Origin of the sequence: Streptococcus cristatus (assembly GCF_019685515.1) — a bacterium.
GTDB lineage: Bacteria > Bacillota > Bacilli > Lactobacillales > Streptococcaceae > Streptococcus.
Genome location: NZ_JABFFN010000001.1, coordinates 1,364,228 through 1,382,720, shown reverse-complemented (window position 1 = coordinate 1,382,720; position 18,493 = coordinate 1,364,228). Strand labels below are relative to the sequence as shown.

17 protein-coding genes and 2 pseudogenes are annotated in these 18,493 nt (G+C 40.6%); 14 read left to right on the top strand and 5 right to left on the bottom strand.

The window, feature by feature from the left end:
• Positions 1-175: 175 nt before the first annotated feature.
• A complete protein-coding gene (locus FOA33_RS06620; RefSeq protein ID WP_221161061.1) occupies positions 176-550 on the top strand; it encodes a CidA/LrgA family protein in 375 nt (124 codons plus the stop codon).
• Positions 547-1,242, top strand: a complete 696-nt coding sequence (locus tag FOA33_RS06615; RefSeq protein WP_195216869.1) for an LrgB family protein — start codon at positions 547-549, stop codon at positions 1,240-1,242. The genes FOA33_RS06620 and FOA33_RS06615 overlap by 4 nt, the downstream gene beginning before the upstream one ends.
• Before the next feature lie 353 nt (positions 1,243-1,595).
• Here FOA33_RS06615 and FOA33_RS06610 read toward each other — a convergent pair.
• Positions 1,596-2,653: pseudogene (locus tag FOA33_RS06610) on the bottom strand (N-acetylmuramoyl-L-alanine amidase family protein).
• A gap of 12 nt (positions 2,654-2,665) precedes the next feature.
• Positions 2,666-3,773 (bottom strand): annotated as a pseudogene (locus FOA33_RS09355) (caspase family protein).
• 146 nt (positions 3,774-3,919) lie between these two features.
• Here FOA33_RS09355 and FOA33_RS06600 point away from each other — a divergent pair.
• Positions 3,920-4,774 carry a helix-turn-helix domain-containing protein gene (locus tag FOA33_RS06600; protein ID WP_221161060.1) on the top strand — a complete coding sequence of 285 codons (855 nt, stop codon included), beginning with the start codon at positions 3,920-3,922 and terminating at the stop codon, positions 4,772-4,774.
• A 98-nt stretch (positions 4,775-4,872) separates the two neighbouring features.
• Here the strand turns inward: FOA33_RS06600 and FOA33_RS06595 are convergent, their stop codons facing one another.
• From FOA33_RS06595 to FOA33_RS06585, 3 genes are read right to left on the bottom strand one after another with little or no spacing between them, the layout of a single operon-like run.
• Entirely contained in the window at positions 4,873-5,601 is a 729-nt protein-coding gene (locus FOA33_RS06595; protein ID WP_049537143.1) for an ABC transporter permease, read from the bottom strand.
• Positions 5,602-5,616: 15 nt separating this feature from the next.
• Positions 5,617-6,312 carry an ABC transporter ATP-binding protein gene (locus tag FOA33_RS06590; RefSeq protein ID WP_221161059.1) on the bottom strand — a complete coding sequence of 232 codons (696 nt, stop codon included), beginning with the start codon at positions 6,310-6,312 and terminating at the stop codon, positions 5,617-5,619.
• Between the two features lie 4 nt (positions 6,313-6,316).
• A complete protein-coding gene (locus FOA33_RS06585; RefSeq protein ID WP_000119122.1) occupies positions 6,317-6,682 on the bottom strand; it encodes a GntR family transcriptional regulator in 366 nt (121 codons plus the stop codon).
• A gap of 140 nt (positions 6,683-6,822) precedes the next feature.
• On the opposite strand from FOA33_RS06585, the gene nrdR reads away from it, so the two are divergent.
• The 11 genes from nrdR (at position 6,823) to FOA33_RS06530 (ending at position 18,467) form a co-directional block, all read left to right on the top strand.
• Positions 6,823-7,296 (top strand): transcriptional regulator NrdR, encoded by a 474-nt coding sequence (nrdR, locus tag FOA33_RS06580; protein ID WP_001203678.1) that lies wholly within the window; start codon positions 6,823-6,825, stop codon positions 7,294-7,296.
• Positions 7,297-8,460, top strand: coding sequence for a DnaD domain protein (locus FOA33_RS06575; RefSeq protein ID WP_221161058.1), 1,164 nt, complete (start codon positions 7,297-7,299; stop codon positions 8,458-8,460).
• On the top strand, positions 8,461-9,357 hold the full coding sequence (gene dnaI / locus FOA33_RS06570) for a primosomal protein DnaI (RefSeq protein WP_221161057.1): 897 nt from the start codon (positions 8,461-8,463) through the stop codon (positions 9,355-9,357).
• Complete coding sequence (locus FOA33_RS06565) at positions 9,354-10,067, top strand: NADPH-dependent oxidoreductase (RefSeq protein WP_221161056.1); 714 nt, start codon at positions 9,354-9,356, stop codon at positions 10,065-10,067. The genes dnaI and FOA33_RS06565 overlap by 4 nt, the downstream gene beginning before the upstream one ends.
• Before the next feature lie 13 nt (positions 10,068-10,080).
• Positions 10,081-11,391 carry a ribosome biogenesis GTPase Der gene (gene der, locus FOA33_RS06560; protein ID WP_221161055.1) on the top strand — a complete coding sequence of 437 codons (1,311 nt, stop codon included), beginning with the start codon at positions 10,081-10,083 and terminating at the stop codon, positions 11,389-11,391.
• 224 nt (positions 11,392-11,615) lie between these two features.
• Positions 11,616-12,488 carry a TPM domain-containing protein gene (locus tag FOA33_RS06555; RefSeq protein ID WP_221161054.1) on the top strand — a complete coding sequence of 291 codons (873 nt, stop codon included), beginning with the start codon at positions 11,616-11,618 and terminating at the stop codon, positions 12,486-12,488.
• Positions 12,489-12,648: 160 nt separating this feature from the next.
• Positions 12,649-13,245, top strand: a complete 597-nt coding sequence (locus tag FOA33_RS06550; protein WP_000812473.1) for a LemA family protein — start codon at positions 12,649-12,651, stop codon at positions 13,243-13,245.
• A 131-nt stretch (positions 13,246-13,376) separates the two neighbouring features.
• Positions 13,377-13,667, top strand: coding sequence for a hypothetical protein (locus tag FOA33_RS06545; RefSeq protein ID WP_221161053.1), 291 nt, complete (start codon positions 13,377-13,379; stop codon positions 13,665-13,667).
• A 142-nt stretch (positions 13,668-13,809) separates the two neighbouring features.
• The gene (secA, locus tag FOA33_RS06540) at positions 13,810-16,323 is read left to right on the top strand and encodes a preprotein translocase subunit SecA (RefSeq protein WP_221161052.1); all 2,514 of its coding nucleotides are present in this window, start codon (positions 13,810-13,812) and stop codon (positions 16,321-16,323) included.
• 79 nt (positions 16,324-16,402) lie between these two features.
• The gene (locus FOA33_RS06535; protein ID WP_221161051.1) at positions 16,403-17,434 is read left to right on the top strand and encodes a 3-deoxy-7-phosphoheptulonate synthase; all 1,032 of its coding nucleotides are present in this window, start codon (positions 16,403-16,405) and stop codon (positions 17,432-17,434) included.
• A gap of 1 nt (position 17,435) precedes the next feature.
• Positions 17,436-18,467 carry a 3-deoxy-7-phosphoheptulonate synthase gene (locus FOA33_RS06530; RefSeq protein WP_221161050.1) on the top strand — a complete coding sequence of 344 codons (1,032 nt, stop codon included), beginning with the start codon at positions 17,436-17,438 and terminating at the stop codon, positions 18,465-18,467.
• The last annotated feature ends 26 nt before the right edge of the window (positions 18,468-18,493 follow it).

The window sequence follows — 18,493 nt, the reverse complement described above, 5'->3', positions numbered from 1 at the left end:
AGTAAAAATCACAAAGTCATTACTGACTGTCTCTACAACACAAGATGATTGCGCATGCAATTATTATACTACTTTTACCTAATCCTTGCAAGAAAGAAGAATTGCAATATTTCCTTGAAATTTTCTGAAAAAAGAGTAAACTGGTATGCAAGAAGTCTATTTCATGGAGTTTAGGATGAAGTTATATGTTCAATTAATGATTCTCTTTGTGATTTCTCTAATCGGTGAGGGAATCTCCAGTTTCTTTCATCTGCCTATCCCAGGCAGTATTATCGGTTTGATGATTCTCTTTCTTGCCTTACAGTTCAAGTGGTTGAGAACCAGGCATGTCAACATGGTTGGGAATTTCTTGCTGGCCAATATGACCATTCTCTTTTTGCCACCAGCAGTGGGAATCATGGAAAAGTTTGATATGATTGCTCCCTATCTCTTGCCCATTGTTTTGATTGTCTTTTTTGCGGCTGTCATCAACATTATCCTCATCGCCCTAGTGGTTCAGTTTATCAAGAGACGATTTGAGGGAGATTATGAGAAGGGAGAAACGAAATGAGTGAATTTGTATCCAATCCTCTGTTTGGGATTGCATTATCTATCCTAGCTTATCTAGTGGGGATGTTGATTTACAGACGTTTTCCCCATCCTTTGACAACACCTTTGCTTTTGTCGGCAATTTTTATTATCATCCTTCTTAAGGCGACGGGTATTTCTTACCAAGATTACTACCAAGGTGGGGTTTATCTGAATAATTTGATTGTCCCATCGACAGTGGCTCTAGGGATTCCACTTTATAAGAGCTTTCACTTGATGAAGCACCATGCTCGGAGTATTCTCTTTGGTAGTCTGCTAGCAGTAGTTGTCAATACTAGCTTCACCGCCATAGTGGCGAAAATCTTTGGCATGGACTTTTTCCTAGCCATTTCTCTCTTTCCCAAGTCAGTGACAACCGCTATGGCAGTGGGGATTACAGAAAAATTGCAAGGTTTAACAACTGTGACCTTGGTCGTCGTAGTGGCAACTGGGATTTTAACTAGTGTTATTGGACCAACCCTTTTGAAGTGGTTGAAGATTGATGATCCAGTGGCTGTCGGACTCTCCCTTGGAGGAACAGGCCACGCAGTCGGAACGGGAACGGCTTTTCAGTACGGGTCTGTAGCAGGAGCTATGGGTGGCTTGGCAATCGGTGTCACCGGTATTCTCTATGTTTTTGTCAGCCCTCTTGTAGCCAGTTTGATATTGAGTTAATACTCTTCGAAAATCCAATTTAAACCGCGTCAACGTCGCTTTGCCGTACTCAAGTACAGCCTGCGGCTAGTTTCCTAGTTTGCTCTTTGATTTTCATGTGAGTATAAAAAGCAAGGAACCCGAATTCCTTGCTTTTTCTAATTGTATGTTATAGGTTTTTACTTTTCTTTGCTTAAATGAAAATCATATAAATAAAAGTTGTTTTGCCATAATTTAACAGATAAAATAAAAAAGCGAACAAAACAGAATTTGTTGTTTTGATTCGCTTTTCGTATTGTCGTGTAGCTTTTATATCATTTAGCCTGTGAATCTATAACTAATAGTCAATAGAATAAGATTTTTACTCTAGATTATTACCAAGCTCCACTATCATCTACATAATAGCCATCAGGTGTATAGGTATTACGAAGCATATTACCAGATGATGCGAGATAGTACCACTTACCATTATCTTTGACCCAACCTGTCGCCATAGAACCTGAGTCTTTTAGGTAATACCAAGTTCCACTATCTTTAAGCCAACCTGTTGCCATAGAACCTGAATCATTTAGGTAGTACCAAGAGCCATTATCATATAGCCAATCAGCTGAAATCATAGCTCCTGATGATTTAAAGGCATACCAGCTACTACCTCGGTATAGCCATGTTTGATTAAACATAACCCCTTCATCATCCATAAAGTACCATGTTCCCTGATTATTGATCCAAGCATCTTTAACTAGTTGACCTTGTTTTTGATAGTACCAATTTTGGTTTGATTGTAGCCAGCTAGCAGTTTCAAAGATTGGAGAAAGTTTTACATATAATCCACTGCTATTATATTGCCGAGCAATTCTTCCTGGTTTAATTAAATTAAGAGTTCCTTCTTCACGCCAAGCAACAACAGATTTTCCTGATATTACGGTTGGAAGCGTTGTAACATAAGACTCATTTACTGAATCCCATGAACTTTCTAAGATTTGATCACTATCTAAAACAAAGTAGCCACTCTTAGCAGTATCTGAATCAACATCGTCAACTACCTTAGTAGACCAAGTTTTTACTTCAGTACCACTCTTAGCCTCTACTACAATATCCCCACGATATCCATAAGGAATATAAAAGTGTAAAAAACGTCCCTTATCTTCAGTTTTAGATACCGTTCTTTCCTCCGCTAAGAAGTTAGTATTTTGCTTTTCTCCATTCAATCTAACTGTCCATTCGATTTCGCTAGTACTAGGTAAATCTAACACTTTAATATTTACTTCATATCCATTATTAATCTTACTGACTTTCCCATTATCGTATCGAATGCCACCTTTAAAAGCCCAGTCTTCTTTAAGTTCAAATGCCTTTCCTGCTTGAGGTAGAGTCAATAAAACGAAACCGGCCAAAGACAAACTAATAGTGTAACTTTTTTTGATACTTTCATTTTATGAACTCCTTATTTTTTGAATAAAACAAATTGACTGTTTTCTGGATAAACTTCAATATGCTGGTTAGAATTTTGTTTCAAAACTTGTTCACGAGAGTATGTATACAATTCATTTAAAGTGATTCTATGATTATAATTTTGGTCTGCTACTAAAGATACTTGTGAATTCTGTAGAGGATTCCATCCTGAACCTAAAGACCAATATTTAGTCGCTAAACTTAATGATCCGCCACTAGAGTATTCTGCACCTCTTGATGAGCATAGTACTAAAAATTTAGAGTCAATCATCTCACCTGATTTTTCGTTACCATTCATATTAGAAAATCCTGATACAAACTCGTCCAAATCAAAATATTCTGTAGAGGCTTCTTCATTGGATGCCTCTGTATTATCTTTAGAAATAATTGTCCCAGCATGACAACAATCCAGCATAACAACAAACTTACCTTTGTATTGTTTCAAAATGGACGCCAATTCCCAACCAGAAAATGCTGTTTTATCACTACCAATATAGATTCTTCCATCTCTTCCTCCATGACAAGTAAAGTAAAGATAGTTCACATCACTTTCGGTAGAAGATTCAAATAGTTCTTGTATTTTTGCAACAATCTCACGTAGTTCTATCTGGGAAACGAATAACTTCACTGAAGTTTTGGTTGCTAAATACCTTTTCCATCGCATTAACATCCGCGATAGGTACTGCTGGAGTAGATGTTTCACCAAGAACTAAAGCCCGACGATTGATATTTCGGCTTTCGCCACTATTAGCAAAGAAATAGGTATCATCTCCGATATTGTGCCAACCCGTCTGCATAGATCCGCTAGTATCTAAATAATATTGTTCACCTTCGATAGTCTGTAGCCCTATTTGCATGGCTCCACTATCATCAAGGTAATACCATTTCCCATATTCTTTAATCCAACTCGTCTTCATCCAACATTCATTATCAAAATAGTGCCAGGTGCCATTTATTTTTCCCCATCCATTTGTAGTATAAGAACCATTAGAATGCTCATACCACCAACGGCTATCAGATTTTATCCAACTTCCACTTGACTTACTATAAGTCGTTTGAGTGGAGGATTCTTGAGCAGAAACTGGATTATTTGCTGGCAAGGAGACTGCTAAGCTTAGTAAGGCGACTGTTTACAATAAAAAAATTTTTTTCATGATATTATTGTCCTTCCTCCTTCTTTTTTGTATAATAATATCATGAACGCTACAACATGTTTGATTTTTTGCAAAAATGGAAGAGGATGGATATGGAAAATTTTGGAGCCGTTTTAAAAGATATCCGTATTTCAAAAAATTTTCGTCTGAAAGATTTAGCGTGTAATGAAATTAGTGAATCAACAATTTCTCGATTCGAAAATGGAGTTACGAAGTTATCTATTAATCATTTTTATATTCTGTTAGATCGCCTTGGAACCTCATTTTCAGAATTTGAAGAGTTAGTTCACTGTTATTATTCCCAAAAGGTATGTTTTTGGGGAGAGTTAGAAAATGCTGTAAATTCTTCAGATATATTTTTACTTCAAGAATTAGTCCAGAAAATAGGGTTAAGACAAAAGCAAGAAAAAAGTTTATGCAATTACCATATAAAATTGATTGCTGAGCAACAGATCAACCGTCTTGCAAACCTTCCTTATAATTCATCTAAATGCAATGAATTAATAAAATATCTGCTTTCTGTAGATACTTGGATGGAGTATGAACTAAAACTTTTCTATAATTCGGTGTTTTTTATGAATACTAAAACCATTAGCTTACTATACAGAGTGGTAATCAAGAAAACACGACACTTTCTAAAAACGGAAACGGGAGCTCACAGGGTAATTCCTTTATATTTATTTAACTTGGAATTACTGTTAAAAAATAATTTGTTAGATAGCGCTCAATTTTTTATAGATGATTTAGAAAATTTACTTACGAGGCAAGGATATTATTTCGAAAAAAATTATTTGCTTTTTTTAAGAGGTGTTTATCATATTAAAACTAATCGAGTAGAGATAGGTAAGAAAGAATGTTCAAAAGCTATCAGAATATTTAAGGAATATAATGATAGTGATACAATAGAGAAATTAAACGAGATATTTAGATCAGATCTTATAATTTAATTGCTAGATGGATTCATTTTTTAAATCTAGTTAGAAAATGAGATAAAGAAAAGGATAGCACCTCAGTGATGAGATGTTATCCTTTTTTGACGTTTAAACTATTGCAAATTAACCTTGTTTTTCAAGATATAGTAGGTTCCGAGATAGTAGATAGCCGATAAAAAGAGATCGCGTAAGATTTCTGTACCAATCATCATGTTAAAGTTATTTTCAATTCGGAAAAAGAGAGAAACATAACCAATGACGATGGCAATGACGATATAGGCTAGAATCCCCATAGCTGTTCGATACTCATTAAAGAGTTGTCCGATTGAGATGGAGAGGTAAATGGATAAAATCCATGTGATTGAACCGACAAATAGTGATAGGGCATATAGCCAGCCGTAGCTGAGGTAAGGGGAAATGAAGTTATAGAGGACAGTGAAGTCTTTTTCTATTGGTGTTAAAAAGAAGATAATCAGTACACTCAAGATAAAGACGATATAGCTTAAGATGGACCAGACAAGACCTCCTAAGAGTTTTGCGATGATGATTTGGTGCTCAGAGACAGGCAAGGTCAGGGTCAAGTACCCTTGGCGGTCATAAACACTCCCCTTGAATCTTCGGATGATTAAAAAGATTGTTGCAATCCAAAGAGTGACGCTAAGTCCTCCAAAGACTAGTACCAAAAAGAAGATGAAATAAACAGCGTTGTTAGAATTGTAACTCTGGCTAAGGCTACCAAGAAAAGCCCCAATCAAAACTGAAATTGCAAGCACAGCTCCATAGAGCGCTAAATACCATTTATTGACATTTTTAAATTCATAACGAACTAGATTCCAAAACATAATAATCTCCTTTGCTTAGGCTTTAAATTCCTGGCGGAAGAGCTGGTCAATTGATTCACCTGACTCGTAACGAATATCATCAACATTTCCTTGGCGGACGACTTTTCCGTCTTTGAGGAAGATGATCTCATCCAAGATTGGCTCAATATCTGAAATCAAGTGGGTTGAAATCAGCACCGTAGAAGTCGGTGAGTAGTTGTTGATGATGGTATTGAGGATATAATCACGGGCTGCTGGATCTACCCCACCAATGGGTTCGTCTAGAACGTAGAGACGGGCATCGCGGCTCATAACCAAAATCAGTTGGACCTTTTCTTTGTTTCCTTTTGATAATTTCTTGAGACGGTTATTTTCATCAATGCCAAGGTCTGCAAGCAGATGTTGGGCGCGTTCAAGATTGAAATCCTGATAGAAGGTCTTGAAGTAGGTTAGGGCTTCCTTGACCTTCATTTGCTCATTAAGATAAGTTGTGTCTGGTAGATAAGAGACGATCGCCTTGGTAGCAGGACTTGGATCCTGTCCGTTAATGAGGACACGTCCTTTATCTGGCTGAAGGAGGCCATTGATCAGTTTGATTAAGGTTGTTTTCCCGGATCCGTTTGGTCCAAGGAGACCGACAATCTTTCCAGCTGAGATCTCTAGTGAGATATTGTCAAGTGCCGCAGTTGCTCCATATGATTTTGATACATTTTCAAGTGCTAGTAGTGTCATAGTCTTAAACTCCTTTAATATAGTCGCTTAATACATTTGGCAGTTCTTCTTTTTTGTAGCCAAATTGAAGCATGCAAGAGACGAAGTGTTGCAGTTGCTCCTCGGAAAGTTGTTTACGGGACTGAACGATGAGGTCTAAATCCTCGGTGACAAAACGACCAGTTGTTCGCTTGCTATAAACGAATCCTTCACGTTCAAGGTCAGACAAGGCGCGCTGAATGGTATTGGGATTAACCCCAGCCTCGCTCGCCAATTCTCTTACGGTAGGGAGCTGTTGGTTGGGTTCCAGTTCATGGGAAACAATCTGTAGTTTAATTTTTTCCATAATCTGTAAATAAATGGGTTTTGTATTATCAAATGACCAGGACATCATAGTCTCCTTTCTTTGTCTTTATTGTTCTAATCAAATAATACAATAAAACAAAAAACTTGTCAAGTAAAAATAAGAATTGTTTTGGGAATTGCTCAAAAAATGGTATAATGAAAAGAAAACGACAAGGAGGGAAATGCATGCGTTGTCCAAAATGTGGGGCTACCAAGTCTAGTGTTGTTGATAGTCGACAAGCCGAAGAAGGAAATACCATCCGTCGAAGACGTGAGTGCGACGAGTGTCAGCATCGTTTTACAACCTATGAACGAGTAGAAGAAAGAACGCTGGTTGTCGTCAAAAAAGACGGTACGCGAGAACAGTTTTCGCGAGATAAAATCTTTAATGGGATTATCCGCTCAGCCCAGAAGCGTCCTGTGTCAAGTGATGAAATCAACATGGTGGTCAATCGCATCGAGCAAAAACTCCGTAGTCGCAGTGAGAATGAGATCCAAAGTGAATATATTGGATCTTTAGTCATGGAAGAATTGGCGGAGCTTGATGAGATTACCTATGTTCGTTTTGCCAGTGTTTACCGTAGCTTTAAGGATGTGAGTGAGTTGGAGAGTCTGCTCCAGCAAATCACCCAGTCCTCAAAAAAGAAAAAGGAAAAATAGATGAAGCCAAATGACCGTTTTTCTTTTCTAAAGAATAATCGGGTGTCGCAAGATACCTCTTCTCTGGTGCAGTGCTACCTCCCGATTATCGGTCAGGAGGCACTGAGCCTCTATCTATATGCCATTACCTTTTGGGATGGTGGGCAAAAGGAACACCTCTTTTCCCATATCCTCAACCACTTAAACTTTGGCATGCCGACCTTGCTCCAATCCTTTAAAATCTTATCTGCTTTGGATTTGTTGACCCTTTATCAGAAGGGGGAGGCCTATGAATTGCAACTTCATTCTCCCCTTTCCAGTCACGATTTTTTAAGTCATTCTGTCTATAGCAGATTATTAGAGAAAAAGATTGGAGATACAGCTGTTTCTGCTATGAAGCAGGCTCCAAGTGAGGGAGAAGCACTCTCTGTTTCTTTGAGCCAAGTCTTTCCAACCTTGATTGAAGAAGTGACACCAATCGAGTCTAAAAGCAAGTTAAAAAATGATTTTGACTTGGAACATTTCCAGCGCCTGATGGCTCGAGATGGCTTGCGTTTTGAAGACGAGCAGGCGGATGTTTTGGAGTTGTTCGCCATCGCAGATGAAAAAAAATGGACCTGGTTTGAAACTTATCAATTAGCCAAGGCGACAGCGGTGACTCAGGTTATTTCAGTCAAACGCATGCGTGAAAAAATAGCACAAAAACCAGCATCTTCTGACTTCAGCCCCAAAGAAATGACTATTATCAGGGAAGCCAAAAATAAAACTCCCCTGCACTTTTTAGCGGAAATCAAGCAAACGCGTAAGGGGAACATCACCCAGAGTGAGCGAGAACTCCTTCACCAGATGGCGTCTTTAGGCTTGTTGGACGAAGTCATCAATATCGTCTTGCTTCTAACTTTTAATAAGGTTGATTCGGCTAATGTCAATGAAAAATATGCCATGAAGGTCGCAAATGACTATGCTTATCAAAAAATTCGGACAGCAGAAGAGGCTGTGCTTCGGATTCGAGAGCGTCAGCAAAAAGGGCAAGAAGACCAGAAATCGAAAACTAGCTCGACTAAGACAAATGTTCCTAAGTGGAGTAATCCAGAATATAAAAATCAAACCAGTGAGGAAACTCGTCTGGAACTAGAACGCAAAAAACAAGAAATGTTAGCCCGATTAGAAGAAGGAGGAGATTAGATGGAAAGTGTGGGTGACGTTATCAAACGTCAGACAAGTCGTTTTCAGTATCAGGACCTAGTCCAGCAGATCATGAAGGACCCAGATGTGGCGGCTTTTATCCAGAAAGAATCCCTCAGCCCAGAGGAGTTGAATCGTAGCATCTCCAAGTTCAATCAATATATCACAGAACGGGACAAGTTTCTTCGAGGGGATGCGGACTATATAGCGCGTGGCTACAAGCCCATCTTGGTTATGAATCACGGATATGCGGATGTGTCTTATGAAGAAACACCAGAACTAATCGCGGCTGAAAAAGAGGCAGCAATTAAGAATCGCCTTAAGTTGATTAATCTACCAGCAAGTCTCAAGAAAGCGAAGTTGGCTCAGATTGACCTGGATGATCTAGGACGGTTACCGATTTTTGAGAGACTCTATTCCTTTGTTGACCTTTACCCAAGCATCCGAAAAGGCCTCTATCTTTACGGAGATTTTGGTGTTGGTAAGAGTTTCATGATGGCGGCCTTAGCTCATGACTTATCTGAAAAACGTGGGGCCTCAACGACGATTCTCCACTATCCAAGTTTTGTCATTAATGTAAAAAATGCTATCGGTGAAGGATCTGTGAAGACTTTGGTGGATGACATCAAGTTAGCAGAAGTTTTGGTCTTGGATGATATTGGTGCAGAGCAGTCGACTCCTTGGGTACGTGATGAGATTCTCCAAGTCATTCTTCAGTACCGCATGCAGGAAGATTTGCCGACCTTCTTTACTTCCAACTTTAATTTCCAAGATTTGGAAAAACATTTTGCCAAAGGAAAGAATGGAAATGACGAGACTTGGGAAGCTAGACGGGTTATGGAACGAATCCGTTATTTAGCAGAGGAAACGAGACTAGAAGGAGAAAATCGCCGATGACAGAAACCATTAAACTGATGAAATCTCATACTTCAGTTCGTCGCTTTAAGGAGCAAGAAATTCCTCAAGCAGACTTGGAAGAGATTTTGACTGCTGGGCAAATGGCGTCATCTTGGAAAAATTTCCAATCCTATTCTGTGATTCTTGTGCGCAGTCAAGAGAAGAAAGATGCTCTTTATGAATTAGTTCCCCAGGAAGCCATTCGCCAGTCAGCAGCCTTTTTGCTCTTTGTTGGTGACTTGAATCGAGCGGAAAAGGGAGCAAGCCTTCATACGGACACTTTCCAACCTCAAGGGGTAGAAGGTCTCCTTATCACGTCTGTGGACGCGGCTCTTGTGGGGCAAAACACCTTGCTTGCGGCTGAGAGCCTGGGATATGGTGGTGTTATCATTGGTTTAGTCCGTTACAAGTCGGAAGAAGTGGCAGCGCTTTTTAACCTGCCTGACTATACCTACCCAGTTTTTGGGATTGCCCTTGGCGTGCCAAATCAACAACATGATGTCAAACCAAGACTGCCTTTGAAGCAAGTGGTATTTGAAGAAGAATACCAAGAACAGCCAGTTGCAGCGATTTTGGACTATGATAAAGTTCAGGCAGACTATGCTGGTGCGCGTGCGACGACCTCTTGGAGTCAGCGTTTAGCAGAGCAGTTTGGTCAAGCCGAACCTAGTTCAACTCGAAAAAATCTAGAACAGAAAAAGTTATTGTAGAAAGTGAGAAAACATGGCCTTACCAACTATTGCCATTGTGGGACGTCCCAATGTTGGGAAATCGACCCTATTTAATCGGATCGCTGGTGAGCGAATCTCAATTGTAGAAGATGTCGAGGGTGTGACACGTGACCGTATCTATGCAACGGGTGAGTGGCTCAACCGTTCTTTCAGTATGATTGATACTGGAGGGATTGACGACGTCGATGCTCCCTTCATGGAGCAAATCAAACACCAGGCAGAAATTGCCATGGAAGAAGCAGATGTCATCGTCTTTGTGGTCTCTGGGAAAGAAGGAATCACGGATGCAGATGAGTACGTAGCCCGTAAACTTTATAAAACCCATAAGCCTGTTATCCTTGCCGTTAACAAGGTTGACAATCCAGAGATGCGAAATGATATCTATGATTTCTACGCTCTTGGTTTGGGCGAACCGCTGCCAATTTCGTCTGTCCACGGTATTGGTACGGGTGATGTACTGGATGCCATCGTGGAAAATCTACCACATGAAGTTGAAGAAGAAAATCCAGATGTCATTAAATTCAGCTTGATTGGCCGTCCAAACGTTGGAAAATCAAGTTTGATCAACGCCATTTTGGGAGAAGACCGCGTGATTGCTAGTCCAGTAGCTGGGACAACGCGTGATGCCATTGATACCCACTTTACAGATACGGATGGACAAGAGTTTACCATGATTGATACAGCTGGTATGCGTAAGTCTGGTAAAGTCTACGAAAATACGGAGAAATACTCTGTCATGCGTGCCATGCGTGCCATTGACCGTTCTGACGTGGTCTTGATGGTCCTCAATGCCGAGGAAGGTATTCGTGAGTATGATAAGCGTATCGCTGGATTTGCCCACGAAGCCGGTAAAGGGATGATCATCGTAGTCAACAAGTGGGATACCCTTGAGAAAGACAATCACACCATGAAGAAATGGGAAGAAGATATCCGTGAGCAGTTCCAATATCTGCCTTATGCACCGATTGTCTTTGTATCAGCTCTTACCAAGAAACGTCTCCACAAACTGCCTGAGATGATCAAGCAAATCAGTGAAAGCCAAAACACCCGTATCCCATCGGCTGTCTTGAACGATGTCATTATGGATGCCATTGCTATCAATCCAACACCGACAGACAAAGGCAAACGTCTCAAAATCTTCTATGCGACTCAAGTGGCAACCAAGCCACCAACCTTTGTCATCTTTGTCAATGAAGAAGAACTCATGCACTTCTCTTACCTGCGCTTCTTGGAAAATCAAATCCGCAAGGCCTTTGTCTTTGAAGGAACACCGATTCACTTGATCGCGAGAAAACGCAAGTAAGTCTTGCTTGTTTTTCTACAAAAACAAACTAAAAGAAGACTATGAGGTCTTCTTTTTTCTATAAAAGGAGTAAAAGTTTTATCAAATTGGAGACAAAATCTGTCATCAAAATTCAATTATTTTCCTAGATTTTGTAATCTATTTGTAATGAAAATGTACTTTCTTTGTAAAAATCAAAATGCTATAATTCCTTAAATCAATTTTCCTTTATCAGGGAGGTTATTATGAAAAAAAGCAGATTATTTAAACATAGTTTGTTGGTTCGCTTGCTTGGGTTGCTGATGGTCTTTCTCTTTTTGTCAGCATTCACAGCACCTGAAAAACCAGAGTACGGAATCTATGATCCCAATCACTATCTGACTGATGATACAATCAAACTGATCCAAGGCTTGAATAAGGTAAATAGTCAAAAAGCAGAAAAATTCCAAGTGGGCGTTTACGTTGTGAAAAGCCTAGATGGAGAAACAATCGAAACTGTAGCCAACGAAACAGCTAGAGCTTGGAAGATTGGCTATTCGGGAGATAATCACGGGGTCTTGATTGTGGTAGCAGTTCAAGATAGAAAATCACGGATTGAAACCAGTAATAATGTGGCAAGTAAGATCACAGACTATCAGACCAATAGATTTTTGAAAACAGCACGATCTTACTTTCAAAAGGGAGACTACAGCAATGGAGTTCTTTCTATAGCAAACAATCTCAACTACATGTTTTATAGTGGATCGAGTACGACTTCTTCAAGTTCTAGAAGTAGTTACGACTATGCTACTAATTCTAGTCGTCTAAGAGAAATTGAAAAATATACAGCTGAGAGTCGATCTTCAAAACGGAACCGAAAAAGCAGTTCGAGCGACGGAGTTATCGGATTTGGAGTTCTCATTTACTTCATCGTGATGATTATCGGTTTTCTATTTGGTGGTCGTGGTGGCGGTTCACGTGGAGATGATTCTGGCGGTGGTTGGTGGGGCGGTGACTCATCAGACTCAGGTTCCTCTTGGTCTGATTCGGGCTCCTCTTGGCCTGACTCAGGCTCCGACTCATCTGGTGGCTGGGACGGCGGTGGCTTCGATGGTGGCGGTTCGTCTGATGACTGGTGAGTGATCATATATTGTTCAAACCGATTTCTCCATGCAGTAAGGTGACTCCTTTGCAACAGTTCACTCCTTAATTAAAAATAAAAACAAAGTTTGGGAAATTGATTTAAAATCTGAGTCCTATCTCAGAAAAGTTGATAAAAGAAAGTGTTAAGGTTTTGATATGAAACAAAATAAAGTAATTCTCTCAATAGTGGCGATTTTCTTTGGACTACTAGTTCTGGGAAGTTGTTCCGCAGTGACGACCTATAATGGTTTGGTTGGTGAACAGACTAAAGTGGAGCAGGCTCAGGCCGATGTCTCTACAGCACTCCAACGTCGTTCAGACTTGATCGGTAACTTGGTGGAGTCCGTTAAAGGACAAATGAATCATGAAACCGAAGTTTTTACCAAGATTGCGGATGCTAGAGCTAAAATCGGTAGTAGCTCAGTAACTTCGGAAGAAAACCAAAAGGCTCAGGGAGAATTGAGCTCTGCTCTTTCCCGCTTGATTTCCTTGACGGAGAATTATCCAGAACTCAAGAGCAATCAAAATGTTGAGCAACTAATGGTCGAACTTTCAGGCAGTGAAAATCGTATCTTTGTAGCACGCAAGGATTATAATAAAGTCGCAGCCGAGTACAATCAAAAGTTGAGAAGTTTTCCAACCGTGCTTTTTGCGAATATGATGAACTTTAAAGAAGCTGAAACCTTTAAAGAAACAGAAGAAGCCAAGACAGTTCCTAAGGTCGATTTTGGAACATCTTCATCAAGTCAATAAAGTGAATCAGCCTATGAATAAAGGAGTTTCTCTAGTATGACTAGTGATTTTAAACTCAAACCTGGAAAGTCTTTTCCAGGTTTTTTGGTATAATAAAAGGGAAGAGGCAGTGACGGAAATGGAGCTTTGCTATGGAGAAAACAAAAGCCTTTCTTGAAGCGCACTACAAGAGATATATCCTTACGATTTGCTTTCTCTGGTCCCTCATGTTTTTTCTTCCTTGGGATTGGCAAATAGGAGGAGTTTCAGTATATTATTTCGTTATGAAAAAACTCTTTGTGGTTTTTGGGGTTTTCTCCATCCTATACTCCGTGCTGATTAAAAAAATCAGTCTTTTTATTTTTGGAGTGTTATTATGCATGGCCTTCTGGATTAATCTCTTTTGCTCTTTTGGTATATTGCCAGTGTTTTTAGGAAATTAAACATAAAATAATTATGGACTAGACTAGCTTCTAGCCCTTTTTTCCCCTTGTAAAACAAGGATTCTTTCTTGAAAAATAATGGTAAATATGCTAAAATTAAAAGAACATTCTAAAATATTCAGAATCTAAAGTAAGGAAAATCATGGCTAATATTTTAAAAACAATTATCGAAAATGATAAAGGAGAACTTCGTCGTCTAGAAAAGATGGCTGATAAGGTTCTTAACTATGAGAGCCAAATGGCCGCAATGTCGGACGAAGAACTAAAAGCAAAAACTGACGAATTTAAAGAACGCTACAATAAGGGGGAATCACTTGATTCGCTGTTATATGAGGCTTTTGCGGTAGTCCGTGAAGCAGCAAAACGTGTCCTTGGACTTTTCCCTTATAAAGTTCAGGTCATGGGTGGGATTGTTCTTCACCATGGTGACGTTCCAGAGATGCGTACTGGTGAAGGGAAAACCTTGACGGCGACCATGCCGGTGTACCTCAATGCCCTTGCAGGTAAAGGGGTTCACGTAGTTACAGTCAATGAATACCTAACAGAACGTGACGCGACTGAGATGGGTGAGTTGTACTCATGGCTCGGTCTGTCAGTAGGGATCAACTTAGCAGCCAAATCTCCAATGGAGAAAAAAGAAGCGTATCTCTGTGATATTACCTACTCAACCAACTCAGAGATTGGTTTCGACTACCTTCGTGACAATATGGTCGTTCGTGCAGAAAACATGGTACAGCGTCCGCTTAACTATGCCTTGGTCGATGAGGTTGACTCGATCTTGATCGATGAAGCCCGTACTCCTTTGATCGTTTCAGGTGCCAATGCAGTTGAGACTAGCCAACTCTACCATATGGCGGATCATTTTGTGAAGTCTTTGGATAAGGATGACTATATTATTGACATTCAGTCTAAGACGATTGGTTTGTCTGATTCTGGGATTGACAAGGCTGAGAGCTATTTCAAACTAGAAAATCTCTATGATGTCGAAAACGTAGCTCTTACCCACTTTATCGACAATGCCCTCCGTGCCAACTATATCATGATTCTTGATATCGACTATGTGGTTAGCGAAGAGCAAGAAATCTTGATTGTCGACCAATTTACAGGTCGTACCATGGAAGGTCGTCGTTACTCTGACGGCTTGCACCAAGCGATTGAAGCAAAAGAGGGTGTGCCAATCCAAGATGAGACCAAGACTTCAGCTTCTATTACCTACCAAAACCTTTTCCGTATGTATAAGAAATTGGCAGGTATGACAGGTACTGGTAAAACAGAAGAAGAAGAATTCCGCGAAATCTATAACATTCGCGTCATCCCAATACCAACCAACCGTCCAATCCAACGTATCGACCACTCAGACCTTCTCTATGCCAGTCTTGATGCGAAATTTAAGGCTGTAGTTGAGGATGTAAAAGCCCGTCACCAAAAAGGTCAACCGGTCTTGGTAGGTACAGTTGCAGTTGAAACGAGTGACTTCCTTTCTAAGAAACTGGTAGAGGCGGGTGTTCCTCACGAAGTCTTGAATGCGAAGAACCACTACAGAGAAGCGCAAATCATCATGAACGCTGGTCAGCGTGGCGCAGTTACCATCGCAACCAACATGGCCGGTCGTGGTACCGATATCAAGCTTGGCGAAGGGGTTCGTGAACTTGGTGGACTTTGTGTCATTGGTACAGAGCGCCACGAAAGTCGCCGTATTGATAATCAGCTTCGTGGACGTTCAGGGCGTCAAGGGGACCCAGGTGAGTCACAATTCTACTTGTCTCTTGAAGATGATTTGATGAAACGTTTCGGTTCAGAACGTTTGAAAGGTGTCTTTGAACGCCTCAACATGTCTGATGAAGCCATCGAATCTCGCATGTTAACGCGTCAAGTGGAAGCAGCTCAAAAACGTGTCGAAGGAAACAACTACGACACTCGTAAGCAAGTCCTTCAATACGATGATGTTATGCGTGAACAACGTGAAATCATCTATGCACAACGTTATGATGTCATTACTGCAGATCGTGACTTGGCACCAGAAATCCATGCTATGATTCGTCGTACCATTGGCCGAATCGTAGATGCACATGCTCGTTCGAAAGAAGATGAAAAACTGGAAGCAATCTTGAACTTTGCTAAATATAACTTGCTTCCAGAAGATTCAATCAGCCGTTCAGATTTTGTAGGTCTGTCAGATCAGGCCATCAAAGATGAACTGTATCAACGTGCCTTGAAAGTCTATGACAGCCAAGTTGCCAAACTTCGTGACGAAGATGCAGTGAAAGAATTCCAGAAAGTCTTGATTTTACGTGTTGTAGACAACAAGTGGACAGACCATATCGATGCTCTTGACCAGTTGCGAAATGCTGTTGGTCTTCGTGGATATGCCCAAAACAACCCTGTTGTAGAATATCAAGCAGAAGGCTTCCGCATGTTTAATGACATGATTGGATCAATTGAATTCGATGTGACCCGCTTGATGATGAAAGCACAAATCCACGAACAGGAACGTCCTCAAACTGAACACAATATCAGTACAACTGCGACTCGTAATATCGCAGCGCAGCAGACTCAGCTTCCAGAAGATGTGGACTTGAGCCAAATTGGACGAAATGATCAATGCCCATGTGGCTCTGGTAAGAAATTCAAGAACTGTCATGGTAAGAGACAATAATATGAGATAAGATACAGGCGGATACCTGGTAAAAGTCATTTTTTGCTTGGTGTCCGTTTGCTTTATAAGGAGATGAATCATGGTATTTACAGCTAAAAGTCCTAAAATTAACATTGAAGAAGTTCGCGCCTTGTCTAAATTAGAGGGGGCGGCTCTTGCGAGAAAAAAACAACGTGATCAGGAATTGGAAGCCATCATTCGTGGGGAAGACCAGCGTATTCTCTTGGTGATTGGACCATGTTCATCTGATAATGAAGAGGCGGTTCTCGAGTATGCCAAGCGTCTATCTGCTTTGCAAGAAGAGGTCAAAGATCGTATTTTTATGGTCATGCGTGTCTATACAGCTAAACCTCGTACCAATGGAGATGGCTATAAGGGCTTGATTCATCAACCAAATGCTAGAGAAGCACCTAGCTTGATAAATGGAATCAAGGCTGTTCGTCATTTACATTATCGTGTTATTTCTGAGACTGGTATGACAACGGCTGATGAGATGCTTTATCCTGAAAATCTTCCGCTGGTGGATGATTTGATTTCTTATATGGCTGTTGGAGCTCGTTCTGTAGAGGATCAACAGCACCGTTTTGTAGCGAGCGGAGCAGATTTCTCAACAGGATTTAAAAATCCCACATCTGGAAATCTCAATGTTATGTTTAACGGGATTTATGCAGCGCAAAATAAACAGAGTTTCCTCTTTCTTGGTAAAGAGGTGGAAACAACGGGGAATCCATTGTCCCACGCAATTCTTCGCGGTGCCTTGAATGAATACGGGAAAAATATTCCTAACTACTACTATGACAATTTGATGGATACCATTGCCCAGTATGAAAAGATGGGCTTAGAAAATCCCTTTATCATCATTGATACCAATCATGACAATTCAGGCAAGCAGTACATGGATCAAATCCGTATCGTTCGTCAGACCTTGATTAACCGTGACTGGAATGAGAAAATCAAGAAATACGTTCGTGGTTTTATGATTGAGTCCTATCTAGAAGATGGACGTCAAAATGAACCAGAAGTTTTTGGGAAGTCCATTACAGATCCGTGTCTAGGCTGGGACAATACAGAAGCACTTGTTCGCGAAATTTACCAAACGCTAGGAGAGTAAGATGGCATTTATCGAAAAAGGTCAAGAAATTGATATTGAAGCAATCAAGGCTGAGACCCAGTTGTCACCTGAAGCCTTGCGAAAGAAAGAAGTCCGCGATAGAGAGTTGGCAGCCATCATCTCGGGTGAGGACGACCGAATCCTTTTGGTGATGGGGCCTTGCTCTTCGGATAATGAAGAAGCAGTGCTCGAATACGCTCGTCGCTTAGCAGACTTGCAGAAAAAAGTTGCGGATAAAATCTTTATCGTGATGCGTGTTTATACGGCTAAACCTCGTACCAATGGAGATGGCTATAAGGGTTTGGTTCATCAGCCCGATACTTCGAAAGCTCCAAGCTTGATTAATGGTTTGCAGGCTGTTCGTCAGCTCCACTACCGTGTGATTACGGAGACTGGCTTGACGACAGCTGATGAGATGCTTTATCCGTCAAATCTCGTTTTGGTTGATGACCTGGTCAGCTACCATGCTGTAGGGGCTCGTTCAGTGGAAGACCAAGAACACCGCTTTGTAGCCTCTGGGATTGATGCTCCGGTTGGGATGAAAAATCCAACATCTGGAAATCTTGGGGTCATGTTTAATGCCATCTATGCGGCTCAAAACAAGCAAACCTTCCTTTACCATGGCCAAGAAGTGGAAACTTCAGGAAATCCCTTGGCCCACGTTATCCTTCGTGGCGCCATGAACGAATATGGTAAAAATGAACCCAACTTCTACTATGAAACCCTCTTAAATGCCATCAATCGCTATGAGACTATGGGACTTGAAAATCCCTTCATTATCATCGATACCAATCATGACAATTCAGGCAAGCAGTATATGGAACAAATTCGCATTGTTCGTCAAGCCTTGCTGAATCGTGACTGGAATGAAAAGATTAAAAAGATGGTTCGAGGCTTTATGATCGAATCTTACCTAGCAGATGGTCGTCAAAACCAACCAGAGGTCTTTGGTTGCTCCATAACTGACCCTTGTCTAGGTTGGGAAAATACGGTAGCCTTGGTAGAAGAAATTTATACTACCTTAACAAAATAAGTGAAAAGGATGGAGTTGGGGGAATC

What these genes read in the sequence shown, in the direction of transcription:
- FOA33_RS06620 (WP_221161061.1), top strand. Translation starts at nt 176, where the DNA reads ATGAAGTTATATGTTCAATTAATGATTCTCTTTGTGATTTCTCTAATC.
- FOA33_RS06615 (WP_195216869.1), top strand. Translation starts at nt 547, where the DNA reads ATGAGTGAATTTGTATCCAATCCTCTGTTTGGGATTGCATTATCTATC.
- FOA33_RS06600 (WP_221161060.1), top strand. Translation starts at nt 3,920, where the DNA reads ATGGAAAATTTTGGAGCCGTTTTAAAAGATATCCGTATTTCAAAAAAT.
- FOA33_RS06595 (WP_049537143.1), bottom strand. Translation starts at nt 5,601, where the DNA reads ATGTTTTGGAATCTAGTTCGTTATGAATTTAAAAATGTCAATAAATGG.
- FOA33_RS06590 (WP_221161059.1), bottom strand. Translation starts at nt 6,312, where the DNA reads ATGACACTACTAGCACTTGAAAATGTATCAAAATCATATGGAGCAACT.
- FOA33_RS06585 (WP_000119122.1), bottom strand. Translation starts at nt 6,682, where the DNA reads ATGTCCTGGTCATTTGATAATACAAAACCCATTTATTTACAGATTATG.
- nrdR (WP_001203678.1), top strand. Translation starts at nt 6,823, where the DNA reads ATGCGTTGTCCAAAATGTGGGGCTACCAAGTCTAGTGTTGTTGATAGT.
- FOA33_RS06575 (WP_221161058.1), top strand. Translation starts at nt 7,297, where the DNA reads ATGAAGCCAAATGACCGTTTTTCTTTTCTAAAGAATAATCGGGTGTCG.
- dnaI (WP_221161057.1), top strand. Translation starts at nt 8,461, where the DNA reads ATGGAAAGTGTGGGTGACGTTATCAAACGTCAGACAAGTCGTTTTCAG.
- FOA33_RS06565 (WP_221161056.1), top strand. Translation starts at nt 9,354, where the DNA reads ATGACAGAAACCATTAAACTGATGAAATCTCATACTTCAGTTCGTCGC.
- der (WP_221161055.1), top strand. Translation starts at nt 10,081, where the DNA reads ATGGCCTTACCAACTATTGCCATTGTGGGACGTCCCAATGTTGGGAAA.
- FOA33_RS06555 (WP_221161054.1), top strand. Translation starts at nt 11,616, where the DNA reads ATGAAAAAAAGCAGATTATTTAAACATAGTTTGTTGGTTCGCTTGCTT.
- FOA33_RS06550 (WP_000812473.1), top strand. Translation starts at nt 12,649, where the DNA reads ATGAAACAAAATAAAGTAATTCTCTCAATAGTGGCGATTTTCTTTGGA.
- FOA33_RS06545 (WP_221161053.1), top strand. Translation starts at nt 13,377, where the DNA reads ATGGAGAAAACAAAAGCCTTTCTTGAAGCGCACTACAAGAGATATATC.
- secA (WP_221161052.1), top strand. Translation starts at nt 13,810, where the DNA reads ATGGCTAATATTTTAAAAACAATTATCGAAAATGATAAAGGAGAACTT.
- FOA33_RS06535 (WP_221161051.1), top strand. Translation starts at nt 16,403, where the DNA reads ATGGTATTTACAGCTAAAAGTCCTAAAATTAACATTGAAGAAGTTCGC.
- FOA33_RS06530 (WP_221161050.1), top strand. Translation starts at nt 17,436, where the DNA reads ATGGCATTTATCGAAAAAGGTCAAGAAATTGATATTGAAGCAATCAAG.